This is a genomic window from Ferrimonas sediminicola, from assembly GCF_005116715.1.
In the GTDB taxonomy this organism is placed as follows: Bacteria; Pseudomonadota; Gammaproteobacteria; order Enterobacterales; family Shewanellaceae; genus Ferrimonas; species Ferrimonas sediminicola.
The window spans coordinates 159,875-180,048 of the sequence record NZ_SWCI01000003.1 but is presented as its reverse complement, the minus strand read 5'-3'; the positions used below and the strand labels follow the sequence as shown (position 1 = coordinate 180,048).

The following is a 20,174-nucleotide window of genomic DNA, read 5'->3' as shown; positions in this document are numbered from 1 at the left end:
GGGCATTCTATAGAAACCCAGGGCCGTTGTTAACACCCGAACCGTTCCCGTCTAAAAAGCGCTCACTCACCAAGAAAGCAGCAAAATAACAAAGTGATTCATTTTGGTTTTCCCCTGGGAAAGGGTATAAGCTAACAAAAATGCCACGTTCGCAGTCAGCTTTAACTAGGCTTATCACTATCAGAACCAGCATGCGCATTGCCCTTGTTGTCTCCGGCGCAATACTCAAAGCACTGCGGTAGGCCCATAGGACTCAACATCAATGCCAGAACTGATCGTCAGCCCTAACGATAACAAGAAATACGCTCAGATTACCCTAGACAATGGCCTAAGAGTTCTCCTGATTCAGGATCCGGAGGCCAACAAGTCTGCCGCCGCCCTAGCGGTCAACGTGGGACATTTCGACGACCCCGAAGAGCGGGAGGGGATGGCGCATTTTCTGGAACACATGCTGTTCCTGGGAACGGAGAAGTACCCAACCCCCGGAGACTACCAGCGCTTCATCAGCCAGCATGGCGGCAACCACAACGCCTGGACTGGGCCCGAGTTTACCTGTTACTTCTTCGACATCAATCACGCCAGCTTCGAAGAGGGCCTGGACAGGTTCAGCCAGTTCTTTACCGCCCCGCTGTTCGATGCCCACCTGGCGGACAAAGAACGCCTGTCGGTGGACTCCGAATTCAAGATGAAGCTGCGGGACGATGTCCGCCGCCTCTATCAGGTGCATAAGCAGACGGTAAACCCCGCCCACCCCTTTGCCAAATTTTCCGTAGGCAACCTTCAGACCCTGGAAGACCGCGACGACAGACCGGTCCGGGAGGAGTTGCTGGCGTTCTACCGCCAGCACTACTCCGCCAACCTGATGACTCTGGTGATGGTAAGCCACGCTCCACTGGAGTTACAGCAGCAGTGGGCGCAGCAACGCTTCGCCCAGGTGGAAAACCGTAACCTGATCAAAGCCTACCCGGACATTGACCTCTATACCGATCGGGAGCTCAACATCGAGGTGCGGGCCACCCCGCTGAAAGCTCAGCGACGCCTGACCGCGACCTTCCCCCTGCCCGGCGTCGACCGGTGGTATCACCTCAAGCCCCTGACCTTTCTGGCCCACATGCTAGGCTACGAAGGTCGTGGCAGCCTGCTCTCCCTGCTCAAGCGCCAGGGGCTGGCCACCAACCTCTCCGCCGGCGGCGGCATCAACGGCTACAACTTCAAGGATTTCAACATCAGCTTCCAGCTGACTGAGAAGGGGATCGCCGAACAGGACACCATACTGGGGTTGATGTTTCAGTACATTGAGGTGGTCAAAGCCCAGTGCCTCGAGGAGTGGCGCTACGATGAACGCAAAACCCTGCTGGATCTGGCGTTCCGCTTCCAGGAGGCTAGCAAGCCGATGGATCTGGCCAGCCATCTGGCGATCAACATGCAGCACTACCCGGAACACGACATCATCTACGGCGACTACCGCATGGACAAGCTGGACACCCAGTTAACCCGGGATCTGCTGGGGAGCATGCACCCCAAACGGCTGAGACTGCAGTTGGTGCTGCCGGAGCTGGAAACAGACCGGCACGCCAGGTGGTACAACACACCCTACAGCATAGAGCCCATTACCGAACAGCGCCGCTGTCGTTGGGCTGCCGTGCCAAAATCCCATGAACTGAGCCTGCCGGGCCCCAATCCCTACATCCTCAAGGATATTAAGGCCCGACACGAGGAGCAGGACTCCGAGGTCCCCCAGGTTGTGTTCGAACGCGACGGTTTCAGACTGTGGCACTTCAAGGACAGCGAGTTCAATGTGCCCAAGGGCCACCTGTTTATTGCCCTCGACAGCGACGAGGCCCATAGGACCACCCGAGCGGCGGCGCTGACACGCCTCTACATTGCCATGCTACTCGACGATCTCAGCGAACGCACCTACGCCGCCGAGATTGCCGGCCTCAGCTACAACATCTACCCCCATCAGGGGGGGCTGACCCTGCACCTCACCGGTTTCACCGGCAAACAGCAGGAGCTGCTCAGCCTGTTGCTCAGCCAGGCCAAGAAACGGAACTTCCTCCCCAGGCGCTTTAACGACACCAAGTCCAGGCTGATGCGCAATTGGCACGCCGTGCGCAATGCCCGCCCCATATCCAAACTGTTCAACAGCCTGACAGCCACCCTCCAGCACCGCAGCTATGAGCCCCTGCGTCTGGCGGCGGGCCTGGAGACGGTCACTTTGGAGGAGCTTCACGAGCACATTGGAAGGATCTACCGCCAAATCAACATCGAAGCCTTCGTCTATGGCGATTGGCTGCGAGCAGAGGCCGATGCCCTGGCCCGTGACCTGCATCAACAGATGATCAAGCTGAGCGCCCCCGGTCCCGAAGTGGTTCGGGAGCTGGTCAGTATCGAGGCGCGAGGCACCATCTTACGCGAGCTGCCGGCGGAACATCAGGACAGCGCCATCCTGGTCTACTACCAGTCCCGCAGGCACACGCCGGAGAAGGCGGCGATGTTCAGCCTGCTAAACCACGCCATGAGCTCCAACTTCTTCCACGAACTGAGGACCAAGCAACAGCTGGGTTACATGGTCGGCACCAGCTATGTGCCACTGAACCACTACCCCGGCCTGATGTTCTACATCCAGAGTCCGGTGGCCAGCCCTCTTCAGCTCATTGAAGCCATCGACCAGTTTATCGCCGATTTCAGCTACGCCCTGATGCAGATCACCCACGACCAGTGGCAATCCACCAAGCAAGGGCTGGTCCGCCAGATCCTGGAGCCCGATGCTAACATTAACGCCAGAGCGCAGAGGCTGTGGACCAGCATAGGCAACCATGACAATGATTTTGGCCTTCGCCAGCGTATCGCCGAGGAGATCGACACCCTGGAGAGGGCCGACATGATCCGCTTTATTGTCAGTCGAATGAAGGCGAAGGTGCCCGACAGGCTGATCCTGTTCAGCTGCGGCAACCAACACCAAGATCACTCGGTGATCGAGGGATCCAGCAACATCGAGGACCTCAACCGATTCAAATCGGAAACCGGCCGGTTTTCCGTCTAACATTCCAGACTCCCGGAGGTGATGGCCATGGATACGGCAACCAAACGGCTCCTTACAGATGTACTCTGTTCATTTAGGGCACGGCATGCTAGGTTCGGTAGTCTGCTCTAACATACGATAATTTAATAAAAAATACAGAAATGACTCTAAAATCGGTTATTGCTCTGGGCCTATCTGTGTTACTCCTGCCGCCCCTCTCCTGGGGAGACTCCCTGCAGCCGGTAAACAAGTTCCAGCACCTCTCCACCACCCAGGGACTGAGCCAGTCTGTGGTCACGTCAATCGCCCAGGACAAAGTCGGTATGCTGTGGGTGGGCACCCTGGAGGGGCTAAACCGCTTCGATGGTCACGAGTTCAAAATCTTCCGCCATCAGGATAGCAACCCAAACAGCTTGAGCTCTAACACCATTTTGAGTCAGGTCTATTTGGATAGCATTGATACTCTGGTAATAGCCACGCAGACAACACTCGATATCTACAACATCACGGAAGACCACTTTGAGACTCTGGCACTACCTGAAGGGATGAAGGTCAGTCACCTGCAAAGGGAGGAAGATGTCGTTTGGATCGCTTCTAACATCGGTGTATTCCGTCTTGATACTCAATCAATGGAATTTGAAAAGGTGGTCGATGGAGTAAATGCCGTCAAATTCATACCCTTCGAAAAGGGTGGTATTGCATTATTGTATGATGGCTCAATAGTTAATAAAAACACATCATTAAAAATACCAGACAAACAAGCATTTTCAGACCTAGACAAATATGGAGACAGGATTTTTCTTCTGGGAGAAGAAAGCATCTCCGTTGTCGAAAGAGGCGAAAAAAGAGTGTTTAATCTTGGTAGTGGCTACCAAAAGCTAAAGTACAACCCGCAAGATGACAATATTTATGCCGTCTCTAGGGATAAAGTCTTTTCAGTCCAGCTTAGTAAAAGCGGTAGTGCCGGAAGAGTTTATAACAACAAAAGTGAATCACTGGCTATCACCACTCTGTTTTTCGACCGCGATGGAAGTCTATTAATAGGAACAAATGGAAATGGAATTTTCCGAAAAAGCAGCAAAGAAAAGATCGTAGAAAAATTATCCCACCCTGATCTTACAGATATTTGGGGCGCTCAACAGTATGGTGAGTTCCTGCTGCTGGCCGAAAATGACCCAGTATTGCATCTATATGATCACTCCTATCAAAAAGCCAGAAGCATTGACACTGGCATTTCCGGACCGAAGGGCATTAATGAATATGCCGGAAAACTTCTTATTAGTGGAAAAAACAAACTAATAATAGTTGATAAAAACCTAGAACAGGTTGTTCTGCACCATCAAGCCACTTTTAGCGCCATCATTCCAGACCCATATTCAGCAAATATTTATCTGGGTACAGTTGAACATGGGCTAATGATGCTGAAAAATATTAATGGCGAGCCCAGAATTGAGAAAGCTCCAGTTGACAGACGCATCAACATGCCGATCCTGAATGGTGCCGCCACTAAACAGGCATTGTTTGTTGGCACTCAAACTGGAGCTGTGCAGCTGACCAAGCTTAATGGAAGCCTCGTCAGAAATGGTGAATTTTTAAAAGGAAGAATTGTCTCAGGTGTTAAATACTCAGAGGGAAGAATACTAGCTCAGTCTCTTGATAATGGAATATTTGAAATTTCAAGCAGTGGTCAGTCCACCCAGATAAGCGACCTTAATAATTATATTGCATACTCTTTCGAAGTCACCGGCGACCGTATAATTAGCGCAAGTTCTGCTGGATTATTGGTCCTTGATAAAAGCACTGGTGAGATCCTGAAGATCTTCGGCAATAAGCAGGGTTCCTTAAATGACTTCAACGGCATGGCATCAGGCAAGTTCGATGACACCCTGATTTTTGGCGGTAGCGAGGGAATTAACCTTGTCTCTGACTTTAACAAGTATCGAGAACCACGAATTGCGCCAGTATTGACCTCTTTTCGTATCTTCAACAAAGATGTCAATGTAGGACTGAACCTTAAACAAGCGATCCCTTACGCGGAGTCCGTAACCTTAAAATACAGTGATTACCCCTTCTCCTTCTCTTTCTCCTCCCCGCAAGAGGCCCTGGATCACAACCTACAGTATTTTTATCGTTTAGAAGGACTCGACGATCACTGGCTCGAAGCCGATGCCAGTGCCCACGCGGCCACCTACACCAATGTCCCCTATGGCAATTACACCTTTCAGGTTAAAAGTACCGATAGGCTGGGCCATGAAAGCCCAATTCGAAGTCTGAATGTAGTGATCCTGCCGCCCTGGTGGCTCTCCAATCTTGCCCGTGGCCTCTATGCCTTGGTGATTCTGAGCCTAATGCTGCTGGCTCTGCGTTCCATTCAGCAACGGAGACTGGTGCAACTGCGCATCGCCCAGAGTGAGGAGCGGCTTAAGCTGTCCCTCTGGGGGAGCGGTGACGAGATGTGGGACTGGGACATCCGCTCCGGACGCATCTACCGCTCCAACATCTGGGGTACTCTGGACTTCCCTCAGGACGGCCAGCGCAGCGCCCCCACCGACAACGGCAACATCCATCCCAATGACAGGGAGCGGGTTCAAAAAGCGCTAGAGGCACACTTCACGGGGGATGTGGACCACTTCGAGGCTACCTACAGGGTACGGGACAAGCAGCACAACTGGGTGTGGATTCTCGACCGGGCCAAAATTGTAGAACGGGACGGCGATGACAACCCCACCCGTATGACGGGCACCATCAAAGACATCAGCAAGCTAAAAGAAGCGGAGGAGCGCCTCACCATCTTCGCCCGGGCCCTGACCAACATCTCCGAAGGCATGTTCATCCTGGATGCCAACTTCCATTACCTGGAGCTGAACGACAGCGCCTGCAAGATCCTCGGCCATCAACGCCAGGATCTCACCGGCACTCCGCTCTCCCTGGGGGATCTGGACGCCGGTTACTTCCAGGAGATCTCCAACATCGTCAAGATCCAGGGCAGCTGGACCTCTGAACTGGAGCACCTCAGACCAGATGGTCGACGTATCTGCCTGGATGTGGTCATCGACCTGATTAAGGCCGAGGACAACCAACCCAGCTATTTCGTGGGTATTCTCACCGACATCACCCACAGGAAGCAGAACGAAACCGAACTCAGGCGGCTGACCAACAACGACGTGCTGACCGGCCTGCCCAATCGTACCTACCTGCAGATCAGCCTGGATGCCCGCATTAAGAGAGAGAGCGCCCACTGCCTATTTGTCTTCGACCTTGATAACTTCAAGCGTATCAACGAAACACTCGGTCACGATGTGGGTGACAGCCTGCTTTGCCATGTGGCCAACAGGCTCAATGCCCAGTTGACTAACGACTGCGAACTGTACCGCCTTGGCGGCGACGAGTTTGCGGTGATCGCCGATAACGACGCCTCCATAAAGAACGCTACCAAGATCGCCACCCGCATACTCAACACCTTTGCTCAACCTTTCCTCATCGAAGAGGAGGAGATCGTAGTCAACGCCAGCATCGGCATCGTAAGTTACCCCGAGGACGACTCTGATCCCCATGCTCTGCTCAGGAAAGCCGATCTGGCCATGTACCACGCTAAGAGCGAGGGCGGGCAAAGCTTTCAGTTCTTCAATGACTTTATGAACCAGGATGCGGTCAGGCGCTTCGAAGTTGAAGCGATGATTCGCCAAGCACTGAGGGAAAACTGGTTCGAGCTGCACTATCAGCCCAAAATGGCTTTGAGCGACGACTCCATCTTCGGCATGGAGGCCCTGGTCCGAATCAATCACCCCACTCAGGGCCTGCTCTACCCCGATAAGTTCATTGCCCTGGCCGAAGAGACCGGCCTCATCGCCGATATCGATCTCTGGGTTCTCAGGCAAGCCTGCGCAACCGCCCAGCATTGGCGGAAAGCTGGGCTGTTGCGTGGACGCATGGCGGTCAATATCTCCGGCCAGCAGTTCGCCTCCAAACAGCTGTGTCATCGTCTGCACGCCATACTTGAGGAAACCGGCCTTCCCCCCGAAAGCCTCGAACTGGAGATCACCGAGGGCGCGGTCATCGAACACCCGGAGGAAGCGATCAGCATCATGCAAGAGCTCAATAAGATGCACATCCACCTAGCACTGGACGATTTTGGCACGGGCTATTCGTCTCTCTCCTATCTGAAGAGATTCCCCATCAACACGTTGAAGATAGATAAGTCCTTTATCGATGACATCGCCGTCTCCGACAAAGATATGAAGATGGTTGATTCCATTATTACCATTGCCCACAACATGAATCTTCAGGTGGTGGCCGAAGGGATCGAAGATGGCTCGCAACTTACTGTTTTAAAAGCTCTTAAGTGCGAATTGATTCAAGGCTACCATTTCAGCAAACCTTTGAAAAAAAACGACATAGAACAAAAGCTTAAAAATGAGCTTAACAAGTTAACAGTATGATCTAGAAAGGTTACTAACTTTTCAGGATTGGCACAGCCATTGCTGAGTCCTTGCCGATTAAATTTTTTTTCGGCAAGGACCACTCCCATGAAAACAGCAATGAAAACTCTGGTAATCGCCATTACTACCGCCACAGCATTTTCTGCTTCCGCCTTCATCAGCCATGGCAACCAGGCCACTTCCGAAATTGCTGGTTCCATTCCGTGGATTAAATCAAATACTCAACAAAGCGCCGGTGGCATCCCCTGGATCAAGCTGTCCGACCAGCAGCTCGCCGGTGGCATCCCCTGGATAAAACTGTCCGACCAGCAGATCGCCGGCGGCATCCCCTGGATCAAGCTGTCCGACCAGCAGGTCGCCGGTGGCATCCCCTGGATAAAACTGTCCGACCAGCAGGTCGCCGGCGGCATCCCCTGGATCAAGCTGTCCGACCAGCAGGTCGCCGGTGGCATCCCCTGGATCAAGCTGTCCGACCAGCAGGTCGCCGGCGGCATCCCCTGGATCAAGCTGTCCGACCAGCAGCTCGCCGGCGGCATCCCCTGGATAAAACTGTCCGACCAGCAGGTCGCCGGCGGCATCCCCTGGATCAAGCTGTCCGACCAGCAGCTCGCCGGCGGCATCCCCTGGATAAAACTGTCCGACCAGCAGGTCGCCGGTGGCATCCCCTGGATCAAGCTGTCCGACCAGCAGCTCGCCGGCGGCATCCCCTGGATCAAGCTGTCCGAGCGGCAGACCGCCTAAGTTATAAGCAACAGATATTCCCCCGACAGAGGAGCTGTACGATGATTAGAATAATGATCACACTTCTGAGGGACACATTGATTCGCAAACCTCGTAAGCGCATCAAGGCTGAATTGGATATCAGAGAGGTACCGGCAGGAAGCTGGTGGTCCTGAAGACCGAAAGGTCGATGACGAGAATCATAGAGGAGCCCTTGGCTCCTCTATGTCATTTTATGGTCCAGAGCACGTCACCCCGGCCGACGGCGCGGCGAAGCGCCAGGTTGGCGTGCACGCGAAACAGGGGCCAGAGCATGGGGCCCACGAGAAAACCGGCGATACCCCATCGCTTTGGGCTCAGGCCGGCTTTACAGGCCTCCACATAGAAGAAGGCGGAACTGACCAGCATCAGCAGTAACCACAGCATAGGACACACCACATCGCCACAAAGCTGGCCATTATATAGCCAAGACGACACACGGCCAATGAAAAAGGCAGCCTAAGCTGCCCTCTCTGACCCAGACCCACACCTATCCGTAAAAGCGCTGATCGGCTTCGGCCATGGCCAGCAGTCGCTCACACGGGGCAAAACGCTCGCCGAAACGCGCCTCATACCCCCTGAGCAGGTCAACCAGGCGTGCCGGCCCCATGCTGTCGATGTAACGGAAGGGACCGCCGAGGAAGGGGGGGAAGCCGATGCCAAAGATGGCTCCGATATCGCCATCTCGAGCGCTGGCGATGATCCCCTCGTCCAGGCAACGGACCGCTTCATTCAGCATCTGCACCACACAGCGCTCAGACAACTCCGAATCCGACAATCTTCCGTCGGGATTTACCCCAAGAACCTTATAGACGCTTTCATCCACGGGCTTCTTGCCCTTCTTCTTGGCATCAAACTGATAAAATCCCCTACCATTCTTGCGCCCCTTACGCCCATCCGCCAAAAGTTTGGCGAAAGCCGGGGGCGAAGCGAACCTGGCTCCCAGTTCCGCCTCCAATATCGGCGAAATTTTGGCGCCCACATCAATGCCAACTTCATCCAAGAGTGTAACTGGACCAACAGGAAAACCGAATTTAACCAGTGCTTTATCCAATTTATCTATGGGTTCACCCTCCAAGACGAGGTTGGCAGCCTCGTTCATATAGGGTGCTAAAATGCGATTTACATAGAACCCGGCGCAATCTTGAACCACAATGGGTGTTTTCCCCTGTTTCTTCGCAAAAGCCACCGTCGTGGCGATGGTTTCAGGCGACGTCCCCCTGTGGGCAATCACCTCCACCAGAGGCATCTTCTCTACCGGAGAAAAGTAGTGCAGGCCAATCACCTTGTCGGGACGGCTGGCTGCCTCGGCAATCTGGCCAATAGGCAGGGAGGAGGTGTTCGAAGCAAAGATGGTATTCTCGCCACAATACTGCTCCACATCCCTGACCATCTGGTGCTTGAGCTTCAGGTCCTCAAACACCGCTTCCACCACGATGTCGACATCCTTGACCCCGGAATACTCAGTAGTCCCGGTCATCATGCTCATGGTCCTGTCCCTCTCCGCGACAGAGATATGGCGACGCTTGACCTTCTTATCCAGTTGTTTCCAGGTGGAGGAGAGCGCGGCACTGATGCCTTGATGGGAGATATCCTTGATGCGAACCGGTACCTTTGCCTTGACCGCAGTCACATTGGCGATGCCGCCCCCCATCAACCCGCCGCCGAGGACCATCGCCTTATGGACCCGTGCTGGCTTGACGTCGCCGGCGCCGGTCTCCTTCTTCATCTCGGTAGTCGCAAAGAAGATCGACCGAAGCGCAGCGGATTCCGCTGACATCACCAGATCGGCAAAATGGCTGGCTTCCAGCTTCAGCCCCTGATCCAGTTCCCCCGAAGCCGCCTTAACGCAATCGATGATCTTGGCCGGGGCGGGATAGTTCCCCATGGTTTTCTTCATCACCGTCTTCAGGGCCTGGTCATAGATGACGTTGCGTCCTACCGGCGTCATCTCCAGCAGTTTCTCTACCCCCTTGAGCCTGGGCTGGATCTTCCTGCGTTTGCCCTTGGCGACCCACTTTTTGGCCACCTCCAACAACACGGTCGCGGGGACCATCTCGTCGGCAACGCCCAGTTTCACCGCCTGCTTGGGACGGAGCTGTTTGCCGGTCAGCATCATATCCAGCGACTTGGCGATCCCCACCAGCTTGGGCAGACGCTGGGTGCCGCCACCGCCAGGCAAAATACCCAGTTGCACCTCGGGCAGACCCAGGACGGTTTTGGGACTGGTACTGATAACCCGGTAATCACAGGCCAGGGCCAACTCCAGGCCTCCTCCCAGACAGGGACCGTGGATGGCCGCAACCACCGGCACCTTCAGCCCTGCCAGTTCGTTGAACAGTTTGTGGCCATCCCTGGAAAGACGGTAGACATCCTCCCGGGTTGTACAGGCGGCCAGCATATTGATGTCGGCACCGGCGATAAAGGAGTCCGCTTTGCCCGACGTAAACACCACCCCGGCCAGATCACTCAGGCTGCCGAGATAGTCGAGAATCTCACGAACCTCGTCACCAAACTCACTGCGAAGGGTGTTCATGGTTTCACCGGGAACATCCATGGTGATAACGGCAATCCTGTCCTCTGCCACCGTTACCTCAAAGCTCTTGGTCTTCATTACTCCACCTCCAGAATCATCGCCGCACCCAGGCCGCCCGCCGCACAGGCGGTGGTCAATCCAAGGCCTCCGCCTCTGCGCTTCAGCTCGTTACACATCTGCGTAATGAGTCGCCCGCCGGTGGCGGCAAAGGGGTGACCATAGGCCAGAGAGCCCCCCATGACATTGAACTTGGCCATGTCGATCTCGCCGATGGCATCGCTGCGCCCCAGCTTCTCTTCGGCAAACTTTCTGGACTCAAACATCTTCATATTGGCCAGAGCCTGGGCGGCGAAGGCCTCGTGCATCTCGATAAGATCCAGATCCGCCAGAGTCATCCCGGCACGGTCCAGCGCCAGAGGGGTGGCGTAGGAGGGGCCCATCAGCATATCTTCCCAGACGTCGATGGCGGCAAACCCCCAGCTGCGGATGTAACCTATGGGCTGATATCCCAATGCCTTGGCTTTGGACTCTGGCATCAGGATCAGTGCCGAAGCCCCATCGGTCAGGGGCGTGGAGTTAGCTGCGGTAACCGAACCATGTCTCTTGTCAAACACCGGCTTCAGCTTGGCCAGTTTCTCGGCCTGAATCTCTGCGCGAATGTTGTTGTCTTCACTGATGAAGCTCTTGTATGGAGGAACATGGCAGGTCATCACCTCGGCGGCCAGGTTCCCCGCTTTCCAGCTCTCAGCCGCCAACTGATGGGAACGTACCGCCATCGCATCCTGGTCCGCCCGGCTGATACCGTGGGTCTTAGCCATCTGCTCCGCCGTTTGTCCCATGGAGATGCCGGTGGAGTATTCCGCCACCGCCGGTGGTACAGGCGCCAGGTCACGGAGACCGAGCCGCCTAAAGATCTTCAGCCGATCCCCCAAGGTTCGCGCCTTGGTCAGATCCACCAGGGCACGCGCCAGCTTGGTGGAAACGGTGATGGGCAACACCGAGCTGGAATCGGCGCCCCCGGCAATCCCCACCTCGACGGTACCGGCGAGGATCGACTCCGCCACATTGACGGTCGACTGGAAGGAGGTCGCGCAGGCCCGGGTCACGCTGTAGGCATCGGTATGAACGTTCATCCCGGTGCCCAACACAATCTCCCTGGCAATGTTGGGGGCCTTGGGCATCTGAATCACCTGGCCATACACCACCTGATCCACCAGTTTCGGATTCAGGTCGTAACGGGACAGCATCTCCGCCACCACCATCTTGCCCATATCCAGTGCCGATACCCCGTGAAAAGCGGTCGCTTGACGGGCAAAGGGCGTCCTCAGCCCGGCCACGATCGCGATACGGTCACCACTGCGGGTTTTGACCTCTTGTCTTGTCGTCATCCTTTTTCCTCTCGAACTACCCAAAGTTCTCCGTCCTGGCGGCATCTGCCGAAACAAGGTCGGACCAGTAAAGTGTGATCTGATTCTAACTTTTCATGGCGAAGTTTCAAACAAACATATTAAACAAATGCTCTAAACGGATGAATCCGTTGAATAAAGGGCAATTATGTTACCTATTCAATGGGGTGTACGAACAAAGATCAAATGAAAGATGTTTGATTTTCGGGCCGGTCCCCTCTCTCTTACGTTGGTGAAATGAACTGGTTCCTACCCTCCCCGTATAGATAGAGGGCGTCATGTTGCGAAAATAGCCATACAGCTCAGAAAAATCGAAATAGTACTTGAGCTCTCTGCTCAGTTCGCTATAGTGCATGGCCTCGGACGCGGGGTGGAGCAGCCTGGTAGCTCGTCGGGCTCATAACCCGAAGGTCGTCGGTTCAAATCCGGCCCCCGCAACCAATTACTAACGATGCCTATTAGTTCAGTCGGCTTGAACCAAAGTGGACTGTCTCTAACAGGTATCGGCCTCCGTGGTGAGGTGAAACACCGAAAATTGCGATTCCCCCTTAGTTCAGTCGGCTTGAGATCAGCTGGACTGTGATTAACAGGGAGCGACCTCAGCGGTGAGGTGAAACACCGAAAATTGCGATTCCCCCTTAGTTCAGTCGGTAGAACGGTGGACTGTTAATCCATATGTCGCTGGTTCAAGTCCAGCAGGGGGAGCCACTTTACTGGCGTAACGAAACGACGAGTCGTTAACGCTGACAATTCGGACGCGGGGTGGAGCAGCCTGGTAGCTCGTCGGGCTCATAACCCGAAGGTCGTCGGTTCAAATCCGGCCCCCGCAACCAATTACATAGGAAGTGAGGAGAGGGGTTCTGTCATAACCCACAGGCCGTCGCAGGACGCCTGCCGGTACCAATCCGGCCCCCACAACCAATTACAATCGACTCCCCAAGTCCAACTGGATTTAAGCCACGAGGAGTATCGCCGCGAAAATTCCAGCGGCCGGAGTCAGCCTTAGTAAGCCCAGTTCTCTCGAACCGGGCTTTTTTGCGTTATCACCCAGAAAATGTGCTCATCTTCGCATCAACTCCGCACTCCAGAGAAACTTTCCTCCAGTTACACACTCATACCCTCACCGACAAAAGGTGATGTTAATCCTGGGCTTATCCCTGCGTTCCCCCTAGTCTAACTGCCTTCAGTGCAATGCCCTCTGGAAGGGAAATACTGATTTTTATACGATAGTTAACCTACACATTAGTCAATGGACCTTTCAATGCTGCTGGAACGATTTGAACAGGCGAAGATCTACCTGAACCAGATGGTGATCGGACAACAGGAACTGGTGAATGGGCTGCTTACCGCCCTGATCGCCGATGGCCACCTGCTGGTAGAGGGGCCGCCAGGCCTGGCCAAAACCCGGGCGGTCAAAGCCCTGGCAGACAGCATTGAGGGCGATTTTCACCGGGTTCAGTTCACCCCGGATCTGCTGCCCGCGGATCTCACCGGTACCGACATCTTTCGCCAGGAGACCGGCCAGTTCGAATTTCAGGCTGGCCCGCTGTTCCACAACCTGCTTCTGGCCGATGAGATAAACCGGGCACCGGCAAAGGTGCAGTCCGCGCTGCTGGAAGCGATGGCGGAAAACCAGATCACCGTCGGCAAAACCAGCTATCCCTTGCCCTCGCTGTTTCTGGTCCTGGCAACCCAGAACCCCATCGAGAACGAAGGGACCTACCCTCTCCCAGAGGCACAGCTGGATCGTTTCCTGTTGCACCTATCTCTGGATTATCCCGGTCCTGAGGTTGAGCGCCAAATTCTGGCGCTGAGTCGTCAGGAAGCACTGGCCGCCCCACTCAAGCCACCTCAGCCCCTGACCCAGAAGGAGATCTTCTCCGCTCGGAAACAGGCCCTGGAACTCTATCTCGCTCCGCAGCTGGAGGAGTACATGGTGCAGCTCATCGATGCCACCCGCTCTCCCCAACAATATGACGATGAACTGGCCCGCTATCTGGAGTGGGGAGTCAGCCCCAGGGCCACCATCTCCCTGGAGCGGTGCGCCAGAGCCCGGGCCTGGCTTTCGGGACGAGACTACGTGTCACCGGAAGATGTTCAGGCAGTGCTGCCCAATGTGCTGCGTCACCGGCTGCTGCTCAGCTACCAGGCGGAAGCAGAAGGGATCAGTGCCGATACCATTACCGCTCGTATCATCAAACGGGTGGCCCTGGCCTGATGGTGACCCTGCCCACACACGCCAACGGTGTTGACCTCACCCTGGAGGAGTTGCTGATCTACCGGGGGCCGGCCTCGCGCAACAACCCCTTCCGGGGCCTTCCCAGGACCAGCCAGAGAGCAGGCCAGAACCTCAGCACCCTCAAAGGGCGGGGGATGGAGTTTGACGAAGTGCGCCGATACCAAAGCGGCGACGATGTCCGAACCATCGACTGGCGGGTGACGGCCCGAACAGGCCATGCCCATACCAAGCTGTTCCGCGAAGAGCGGGAACGGCCGGTGATGCTGTTCGTCGATCTCGGCCAGCGAATGCGCACCGGTTCGGCCCTGATGCTGCAATCGGTGCAGGCTGCCCACCTGGCAGCCCTGATCGGCTGGCAGAGCATCGCGGCCGGAGAACGTCTCGGCGGCATCATCTGCTGTGAGGGCGCCCACCGCGAACACAAACCCAGGGCCCGCCGTCAGGGCATCGCCCCCCTGCTGGACTCCCTGGTCCACATTCACCGGCAAACGGGCTCGGACCAGGAGGAGTACCTGGACCAGGGTGTCGGCCGCCTGAGGCACCTGGCCCACCCCGGAGGGGTCATTCCGGTCATCTCCGATGGCCTGGGACTGCTCCCTCAACACCTGGATACCCTGGCTGACCTGGGAAGACACAGCGACATCCGCCTGTTCCAGATCACCGACCCCTTGGCCCAGAGGCTGTCGGCACTGCCCGATCGGATCACCGTGCCGGTCTGGCATCAGGGGCGGTTATCCCAGATGGATCATCACGACCGTCGCCTCTGGCAACAACAATTTGCCTCACAGCTGCACGACTTCGAGCAGGGCTGCCACACGCGGGGACTGCGCCTCTCCCGGGTGGATGCCGGCAGACCATTGACCGAACAACTGGATAGCATATGGAAGCCGATCCATTAGCCGAATTGAACGACATCATCGCCACCCCCTTAGCCGGTTATTGGCCCCTGTCCCTGTCTGCCACCCTGCTGATGGTGGTATCGATGGTGATCATCGCCGGCGCGCTGCTGCATGGCTGGCGCATCCATCGTCATCGTCGCCCCCTGAGACAGGCCTTGAACGAGCTGGAGAAGTTGCCGCAACAAGTGGAGATAGCCACCCTGAGCAGCCTGATCAAGCGCTGTGCCCTGGCCTACTACCCCAGGGAGGAGGTGGCCTCCTTAACCGGAGATGAGTGGGATCTCTGGTTGTCCAGGCACCAGAGCCGGGAGCAGCAAACAAGCTGGCAGGCGCTCTCCTCCCGCCAGTACACCCAGGACAACCGTACAGAAAGACAGCTGTACCACCCCCTGGTGCGACACACCCTCACCGGGCTGAGCCGGGGGAGAAGACCATGCTGACCCTGGCCTGGCCGCTGATGCTGGTCACCCTGCTGCTGCCGCTGCTGATCCCCAGGGGCATACGCAACGAGGCTTCTGTCTCCGCCCTGAAGCTGCCCGGCACCCTGGCCCCCAACTCGGCCGCAACGCAGGCGCAAATCAGCCGGGTTACCCCCTGGATCGCCCTGATTGCCTGGGCCCTGCTGGTACTGGCTTGCGCTCGTCCCCAGTGGCTTGGCGATCCGGTTCCCCTGCAAAAAGAGGGGCGGGATCTGATGATCGCCGCCGACCTGTCCGGCAGCATGCAGATTGAGGACATGGAGTACCAGGGAAAACTGGTGGACCGGTTTACCATGATGCAGCACCTGCTTGGTGACTTCATTCGCCGCCGCGAAGGGGACAGGCTTGGCCTTATCCTGTTCGCCGATGGCGCCTATCTGCAGGCCCCCCTGACCTTCGACCGCTACACCGTGAAGCGCTACCTCGACGAGTCGGTACTGGGACTGGTGGGTCAACAGACCGCCATCGGCGATGCCATCGCCCTGGCGGTCAAGCGTTTCGCCGGACTGGAGAAGAGCAACCGGGTGTTGCTGCTGCTCACCGACGGCAGCAATAACGCCGGCCAGTTCGACGTCGATCAGGCGGTGAGGCTGGCGCGCCAGGAGGATGTGCGCATCTACACCATAGGCATCGGTGCCGAGTCGATGACCCGGACAGGCTGGTTGGGCATTCAGAGCCGTCAGGTCAACCCCAGCCGGGACCTGAATGAGCCGGTCCTGGAGCAGATTGCTCAGAGCACCGGTGGCCGCTACTTTCGCGCCCGCAGCGGCGATGAGATGGAGGCCATCTACCTGGCGCTTGATGAACTTGAGCCGGTCCGCCGAGGGGAGGCCTTGTGGCGACCAAAGACCGAGCTCTATCACTGGCCGCTGGCACTGGCGCTGCTGCTGCTCCTGCTGAATCTGCTGCTGTCCCGGAGGACCAGCCATGACTGACTTTCTTCTGCTGCGCCCCGGATGGCTGCTGGCGCTGCCGCTGCTGCCGCTGCTGTGGTTCGCCCTCAGCCACTTCCAACGGCGACAACAGCAGTGGCAACGGCTGGTGCCCAAGCACCTGCAGCGGGCGATGCTGGTGTCCCCCCAGGCCCAACCCCAGCCCCGGCTGTGGTGGCCATGGATGGTCGCGGCACTGGCGCTGATTGCCCTGGCCGGCCCCAGTTGGCAGAAGCAGCAGGTGCCGGTGTTCCAGTTACATCAGGGAAGGGTGGTTGTGATGGACATGAGCTACTCCATGTACGCCACTGACCTGCTCCCCAACAGGCTGACCCAGGCCAGATTCAAGGCGATCGATCTGATACGCCGCTTTGATGAAGGCGAAACCGCCCTGGTGGCCTTCGCCGGGGATGCCTTTGCCCTGTCGCCCATGACCGACGACAAGGAGACTCTGCTCAACCTGGTGCCCAACCTGTCGCCGGAGATCATGCCGGTTCCCGGGTCAGACCTGCCGAGTGCCCTGACCCTGGCCAACCAGTTGCTCAAAGACGCCGGCTACCGCAAGGGCGAGATCATCCTGTTTATCGATGGCCTCAATCCGGAACACACCGAAGAGGCCTTGAGGCTGGCCGCCTCCTACCCCTGGACACTCCAGGTCTATGCCCTGGGTACCGAGGCGGGGGCGCCCATGCGTGCCAGCAGCGGTGAGCTGATCAAAAGCCGAAGCGGTGAGGTGGTGGTGGCCCAGACCGACCTCGGCCTGCTGGCAACGCTGGCGGCCGAAGGCTCCGGTCAGCTGGTCACCTATGACAATGGTGATGACGACATCAACCGGCTGTCACAGCGGGTCTCTTCAGAAGAGACGGATAAGGATGACAACCGGCAGCACACCAGCCAGTGGCAGGATATGGGGGTTTACCTGATTCCGCTGCTGCTGCTGCCTGCGGCGGTCTCCCTGCGCCGTCACTGGCTGATGGTACTGCTGCCACTGCTGATTCTACCGCCTCCCGGGGTCCATGCCGCCTGGTGGCACTCTCCCCAGGCCGAAGCCCGGCAACTGCTGGATCAGCGGCAGTTCGCCGAGGCCGCCGAACGGCTTCCAGAGGGAGGCCCCCGGGCCGACGCCCTCTACCGGGCCGGGGATTACCGGTCGGCCCTCAGTGAATACCGCAAGCTGCCGCAAACCGCCCAAAGCCTCTACAATCAGGGCAATGCCCTGGCGCGGCTGCAGCAGTTGCAGCCCGCCATGGAGGCGTACCGCCAGGCACTCAAACTGCAACCCGGGCTGACCCAGGCTAGAGAGAACCTGGCGCTGCTGGAGCGACTTCAGCAGCAATCCCAACAGCAGCAGGATAACAACCAGCAACAGGAGGAGAGTGCCTCTCAGGAGCAGGGTGGACAGGGCGACGATCCGTCTCAAGAGGACGCCAGCGCCAGCCAGCACGACAGCCCCGAGTCGCCAGCTTCCGCCCTCTCCAACTCATCTTCGACGCCCCCCCGGCCTCAGGAGCAGCGGTCGCAAACTCCGCCCTCTGAAGACGGCGGTGACCAGGAGGATCAGCAGGAGTCCCAGGCAGCCCCCCCACCCGGTGACGGAGAGGCGCAGTCGCCACAATCACCGGCCGCCGGGCAGACCGCCCAGGCACAGCAGAACGGAGAACCGCAGGAACAGCCCCTGGACCTCAAACAGTTGGAAAGGGTCCAGGACGATCCAAGTCTCCTGCTAAGAAATAAGATGAAGTTAGAGTACGAACGCCGCCGACGTGCCGGCAAGATCAATGAGGAGCGCACCCAGTGGTAATTCGAATCATCCTGTTGCTGGCCTGGGCCATCGCCCCTCTCAGCTGGGCCTACAGCAGCCTGACGGCCAGTGTCGACACCAACCCGGTTCGAATGGGCCACGCCTTTGTCCTCAACGTGGTAGCCGACGATGAACTGGCCTCCGACGCCCTGGACACCTCGGCGCTGCTCAGTGACTTTGATCTACTCAGAAACAACATCAGCCGCTCCACCCAGATCATCAACTTCAATGCCCGCAAGGAGACCCGCTGGCAGTTGCTGCTGGTGCCCAAGCGTACCGGGACCCTACTGATTCCCGCTCTGGAGGCGGGGGGAGTGTCGACCCAGGCCATCACCCTCAGCGTCGTCGAGCGAGATGCCCAGGCCCCCCAGGCATCTCCGGTGTTTCTGCGTGCGACCCTGTCCGATGACGAAGTCTGGCTGGGCCAACCGGTGGATTATCAGGTCAAGCTCTACCTCGCGGCGGAGCTCCAACGGGGCAGCCTCACCGAACCCAGCCTTGAGGGCGCCGCCATCGCCCAGATGGGGCAGGACAGCAACACCACAGAGGTCATCGACGGACACCGTTACCGGGTGATCGAGCGCCACTACCTGATCACGCCGCAGCAGGTGGGCGAGTTTCAGATTCAGGGCTCCGACTTCAGTGGCGATATCCTGCGGGCCGGTCGCAGCAATGATCTGTTCAGCCGTTCCCTGTCCAAACCGGTTCAGGTGATGGGGCAGGCACTGCCACTGAGAGTCAAGGCGCCACCCGCTTCCTTTACCGCCCCCTGGCTGGTGGCCAATGCCGTCGTCCTCAGTGAGGAATGGACACCACAACAGGACCAGGTCAGGGTGGGAGAGCCCCTGACACGAATCATTAGCCTGACTGCCGTCGGCACCTCCGAAGCGGCCCTGCCCAACCTCGATATCCACTACCCGGAGGGACTGAAGAGCTACCCGGACAAAGGGGAGAGAAGTGACCAGGTTCGCAACCGCGAGGTGGTGGCCAGGCTGCAGCAGAGTACCGCCCTGGTCGCCTCCCAGGCTGGCACCTACACCCTGCCAGAGGTGCGCATCGCCTGGTGGAACGCCAAGATGAACCGCCAGGAGTGGGCAACACTGCCCGCCCGGACCCTCACCGTGCAACCGGCAGAAAACCAGCCGGTCATCGCCCCTCAATCCCAGGTTCAGAGACAAGACTTTCCTAGGCAGAGCGAGGGCAACCCCTGGTTCTACTCGACCTGGTTACTCGCCGTGGCCCTGATCGGCGCCCTGCTCTGGGGCAATCGCCGGGGAGGAGCCGCGTCCCCTCCTGAGACGTCATCCCGCCCATCTGTCATGAGCCAGCCGACAGCCAACGGCTTCGAGCGCGCCATAGCCAATGACGATCTCAATGGCGCCCTACAGACCCTGCCGGCCCGGCTAGAGGGGATCCGCGGCCCCAGCCCCACCCTGGTCCAGGTGCGTCGTCTGTTCCCCGAGTTGGCCCCTGAATTGGATAGACTGATGAGCCAGAGTTTCGGCCCCCGTCCGGGAACGGCAGATTTGTCGGTCTTGGCCGCACAAGTGTCAAGAATCAAACAGGAAACGGAGAAAGAACACCGGGGACTGCCAACCCTGAATCCTCGGTGAGCAAAAAACCGATACACTCATAGAAGCTTTCAGTATCAGATGGCGA

12 protein-coding genes and 3 tRNA genes are annotated in these 20,174 nt (G+C 57.5%); 12 read left to right on the top strand and 3 right to left on the bottom strand.

Annotation, left to right across the window (positions count from 1 at the left end; all coding sequences use genetic code 11):
- Positions 1 to 262 precede the first annotated feature (262 nt).
- The 3 genes from FCL40_RS06670 (at position 263) to FCL40_RS06660 (ending at position 8,205) form a co-directional block, all read left to right on the top strand.
- On the top strand, positions 263 to 3,046 hold the full coding sequence (locus FCL40_RS06670; RefSeq protein ID WP_136852385.1) for an insulinase family protein: 2,784 nt from the start codon (positions 263 to 265) through the stop codon (positions 3,044 to 3,046).
- Positions 3,047 to 3,186: 140 nt separating this feature from the next.
- Complete coding sequence (locus FCL40_RS06665) at positions 3,187 to 7,464, top strand: EAL domain-containing protein (protein WP_136852384.1); 4,278 nt, start codon at positions 3,187 to 3,189, stop codon at positions 7,462 to 7,464.
- Positions 7,465 to 7,563: 99 nt separating this feature from the next.
- Positions 7,564 to 8,205 carry a hypothetical protein gene (locus FCL40_RS06660; protein WP_136852383.1) on the top strand — a complete coding sequence of 214 codons (642 nt, stop codon included), beginning with the start codon at positions 7,564 to 7,566 and terminating at the stop codon, positions 8,203 to 8,205.
- 207 nt (positions 8,206 to 8,412) lie between these two features.
- Here the strand turns inward: FCL40_RS06660 and FCL40_RS06655 are convergent, their stop codons facing one another.
- From FCL40_RS06655 to fadI, 3 genes are all read right to left on the bottom strand, one after another.
- The gene (locus FCL40_RS06655) at positions 8,413 to 8,610 is read right to left on the bottom strand and encodes a hypothetical protein (protein ID WP_136852382.1); all 198 of its coding nucleotides are present in this window, start codon (positions 8,608 to 8,610) and stop codon (positions 8,413 to 8,415) included.
- Between the two features lie 103 nt (positions 8,611 to 8,713).
- Positions 8,714 to 10,837 carry a fatty acid oxidation complex subunit alpha FadJ gene (gene fadJ, locus FCL40_RS06650; RefSeq protein ID WP_136852381.1) on the bottom strand — a complete coding sequence of 708 codons (2,124 nt, stop codon included), beginning with the start codon at positions 10,835 to 10,837 and terminating at the stop codon, positions 8,714 to 8,716.
- A complete protein-coding gene (gene fadI, locus FCL40_RS06645) occupies positions 10,837 to 12,147 on the bottom strand; it encodes an acetyl-CoA C-acyltransferase FadI (RefSeq protein WP_136852380.1) in 1,311 nt (436 codons plus the stop codon). Before fadI ends, fadJ begins: the two co-directional genes overlap by 1 nt.
- 382 nt (positions 12,148 to 12,529) lie before the next feature.
- Between fadI and FCL40_RS06640 the strand changes: the two genes are divergently transcribed.
- The 9 genes from FCL40_RS06640 to FCL40_RS06600 all read left to right on the top strand — a co-directional run bounded on the left by FCL40_RS06640 (position 12,530) and on the right by FCL40_RS06600 (position 20,128).
- A tRNA-Met gene (locus FCL40_RS06640) sits at positions 12,530 to 12,606 on the top strand.
- 191 nt (positions 12,607 to 12,797) lie between these two features.
- Positions 12,798 to 12,873, top strand: a tRNA-Asn gene (locus FCL40_RS06635).
- A 48-nt stretch (positions 12,874 to 12,921) separates the two neighbouring features.
- Positions 12,922 to 12,998: transfer RNA gene (locus tag FCL40_RS06630), tRNA-Met, on the top strand.
- 428 nt (positions 12,999 to 13,426) lie between these two features.
- A complete protein-coding gene (locus FCL40_RS06625) occupies positions 13,427 to 14,383 on the top strand; it encodes an AAA family ATPase (RefSeq protein ID WP_136852379.1) in 957 nt (318 codons plus the stop codon).
- A gap of 2 nt (positions 14,384 to 14,385) precedes the next feature.
- Positions 14,386 to 15,303 (top strand): DUF58 domain-containing protein, encoded by a 918-nt coding sequence (locus FCL40_RS18825; protein WP_169307025.1) that lies wholly within the window; start codon positions 14,386 to 14,388, stop codon positions 15,301 to 15,303.
- On the top strand, positions 15,285 to 15,743 hold the full coding sequence (locus tag FCL40_RS06615) for a DUF4381 domain-containing protein (RefSeq protein WP_136852377.1): 459 nt from the start codon (positions 15,285 to 15,287) through the stop codon (positions 15,741 to 15,743). The genes FCL40_RS18825 and FCL40_RS06615 overlap by 19 nt, the downstream gene beginning before the upstream one ends.
- A complete protein-coding gene (locus FCL40_RS06610) occupies positions 15,737 to 16,717 on the top strand; it encodes a vWA domain-containing protein (RefSeq protein ID WP_136852376.1) in 981 nt (326 codons plus the stop codon). The genes FCL40_RS06615 and FCL40_RS06610 overlap by 7 nt, the downstream gene beginning before the upstream one ends.
- Positions 16,710 to 18,515 carry a VWA domain-containing protein gene (locus tag FCL40_RS06605; RefSeq protein ID WP_136852375.1) on the top strand — a complete coding sequence of 602 codons (1,806 nt, stop codon included), beginning with the start codon at positions 16,710 to 16,712 and terminating at the stop codon, positions 18,513 to 18,515. The genes FCL40_RS06610 and FCL40_RS06605 overlap by 8 nt, the downstream gene beginning before the upstream one ends.
- A complete protein-coding gene (locus FCL40_RS06600; RefSeq protein WP_136852374.1) occupies positions 18,509 to 20,128 on the top strand; it encodes a BatD family protein in 1,620 nt (539 codons plus the stop codon). Before FCL40_RS06605 ends, FCL40_RS06600 begins: the two co-directional genes overlap by 7 nt.
- Positions 20,129 to 20,174: the final 46 nt, after the last annotated feature.

What these genes read in the sequence shown, in the direction of transcription:
- fadI (WP_136852380.1), bottom strand. Translation starts at nt 12,147, where the DNA reads ATGACGACAAGACAAGAGGTCAAAACCCGCAGTGGTGACCGTATCGCG.
- FCL40_RS06670 (WP_136852385.1), top strand. Translation starts at nt 263, where the DNA reads ATGCCAGAACTGATCGTCAGCCCTAACGATAACAAGAAATACGCTCAG.
- FCL40_RS06615 (WP_136852377.1), top strand. Translation starts at nt 15,285, where the DNA reads ATGGAAGCCGATCCATTAGCCGAATTGAACGACATCATCGCCACCCCC.
- FCL40_RS06665 (WP_136852384.1), top strand. Translation starts at nt 3,187, where the DNA reads ATGACTCTAAAATCGGTTATTGCTCTGGGCCTATCTGTGTTACTCCTG.
- fadJ (WP_136852381.1), bottom strand. Translation starts at nt 10,837, where the DNA reads ATGAAGACCAAGAGCTTTGAGGTAACGGTGGCAGAGGACAGGATTGCC.
- FCL40_RS06655 (WP_136852382.1), bottom strand. Translation starts at nt 8,610, where the DNA reads ATGCTGTGGTTACTGCTGATGCTGGTCAGTTCCGCCTTCTTCTATGTG.
- FCL40_RS06660 (WP_136852383.1), top strand. Translation starts at nt 7,564, where the DNA reads ATGAAAACTCTGGTAATCGCCATTACTACCGCCACAGCATTTTCTGCT.
- FCL40_RS06625 (WP_136852379.1), top strand. Translation starts at nt 13,427, where the DNA reads ATGCTGCTGGAACGATTTGAACAGGCGAAGATCTACCTGAACCAGATG.
- FCL40_RS06605 (WP_136852375.1), top strand. Translation starts at nt 16,710, where the DNA reads ATGACTGACTTTCTTCTGCTGCGCCCCGGATGGCTGCTGGCGCTGCCG.
- FCL40_RS06610 (WP_136852376.1), top strand. Translation starts at nt 15,737, where the DNA reads ATGCTGACCCTGGCCTGGCCGCTGATGCTGGTCACCCTGCTGCTGCCG.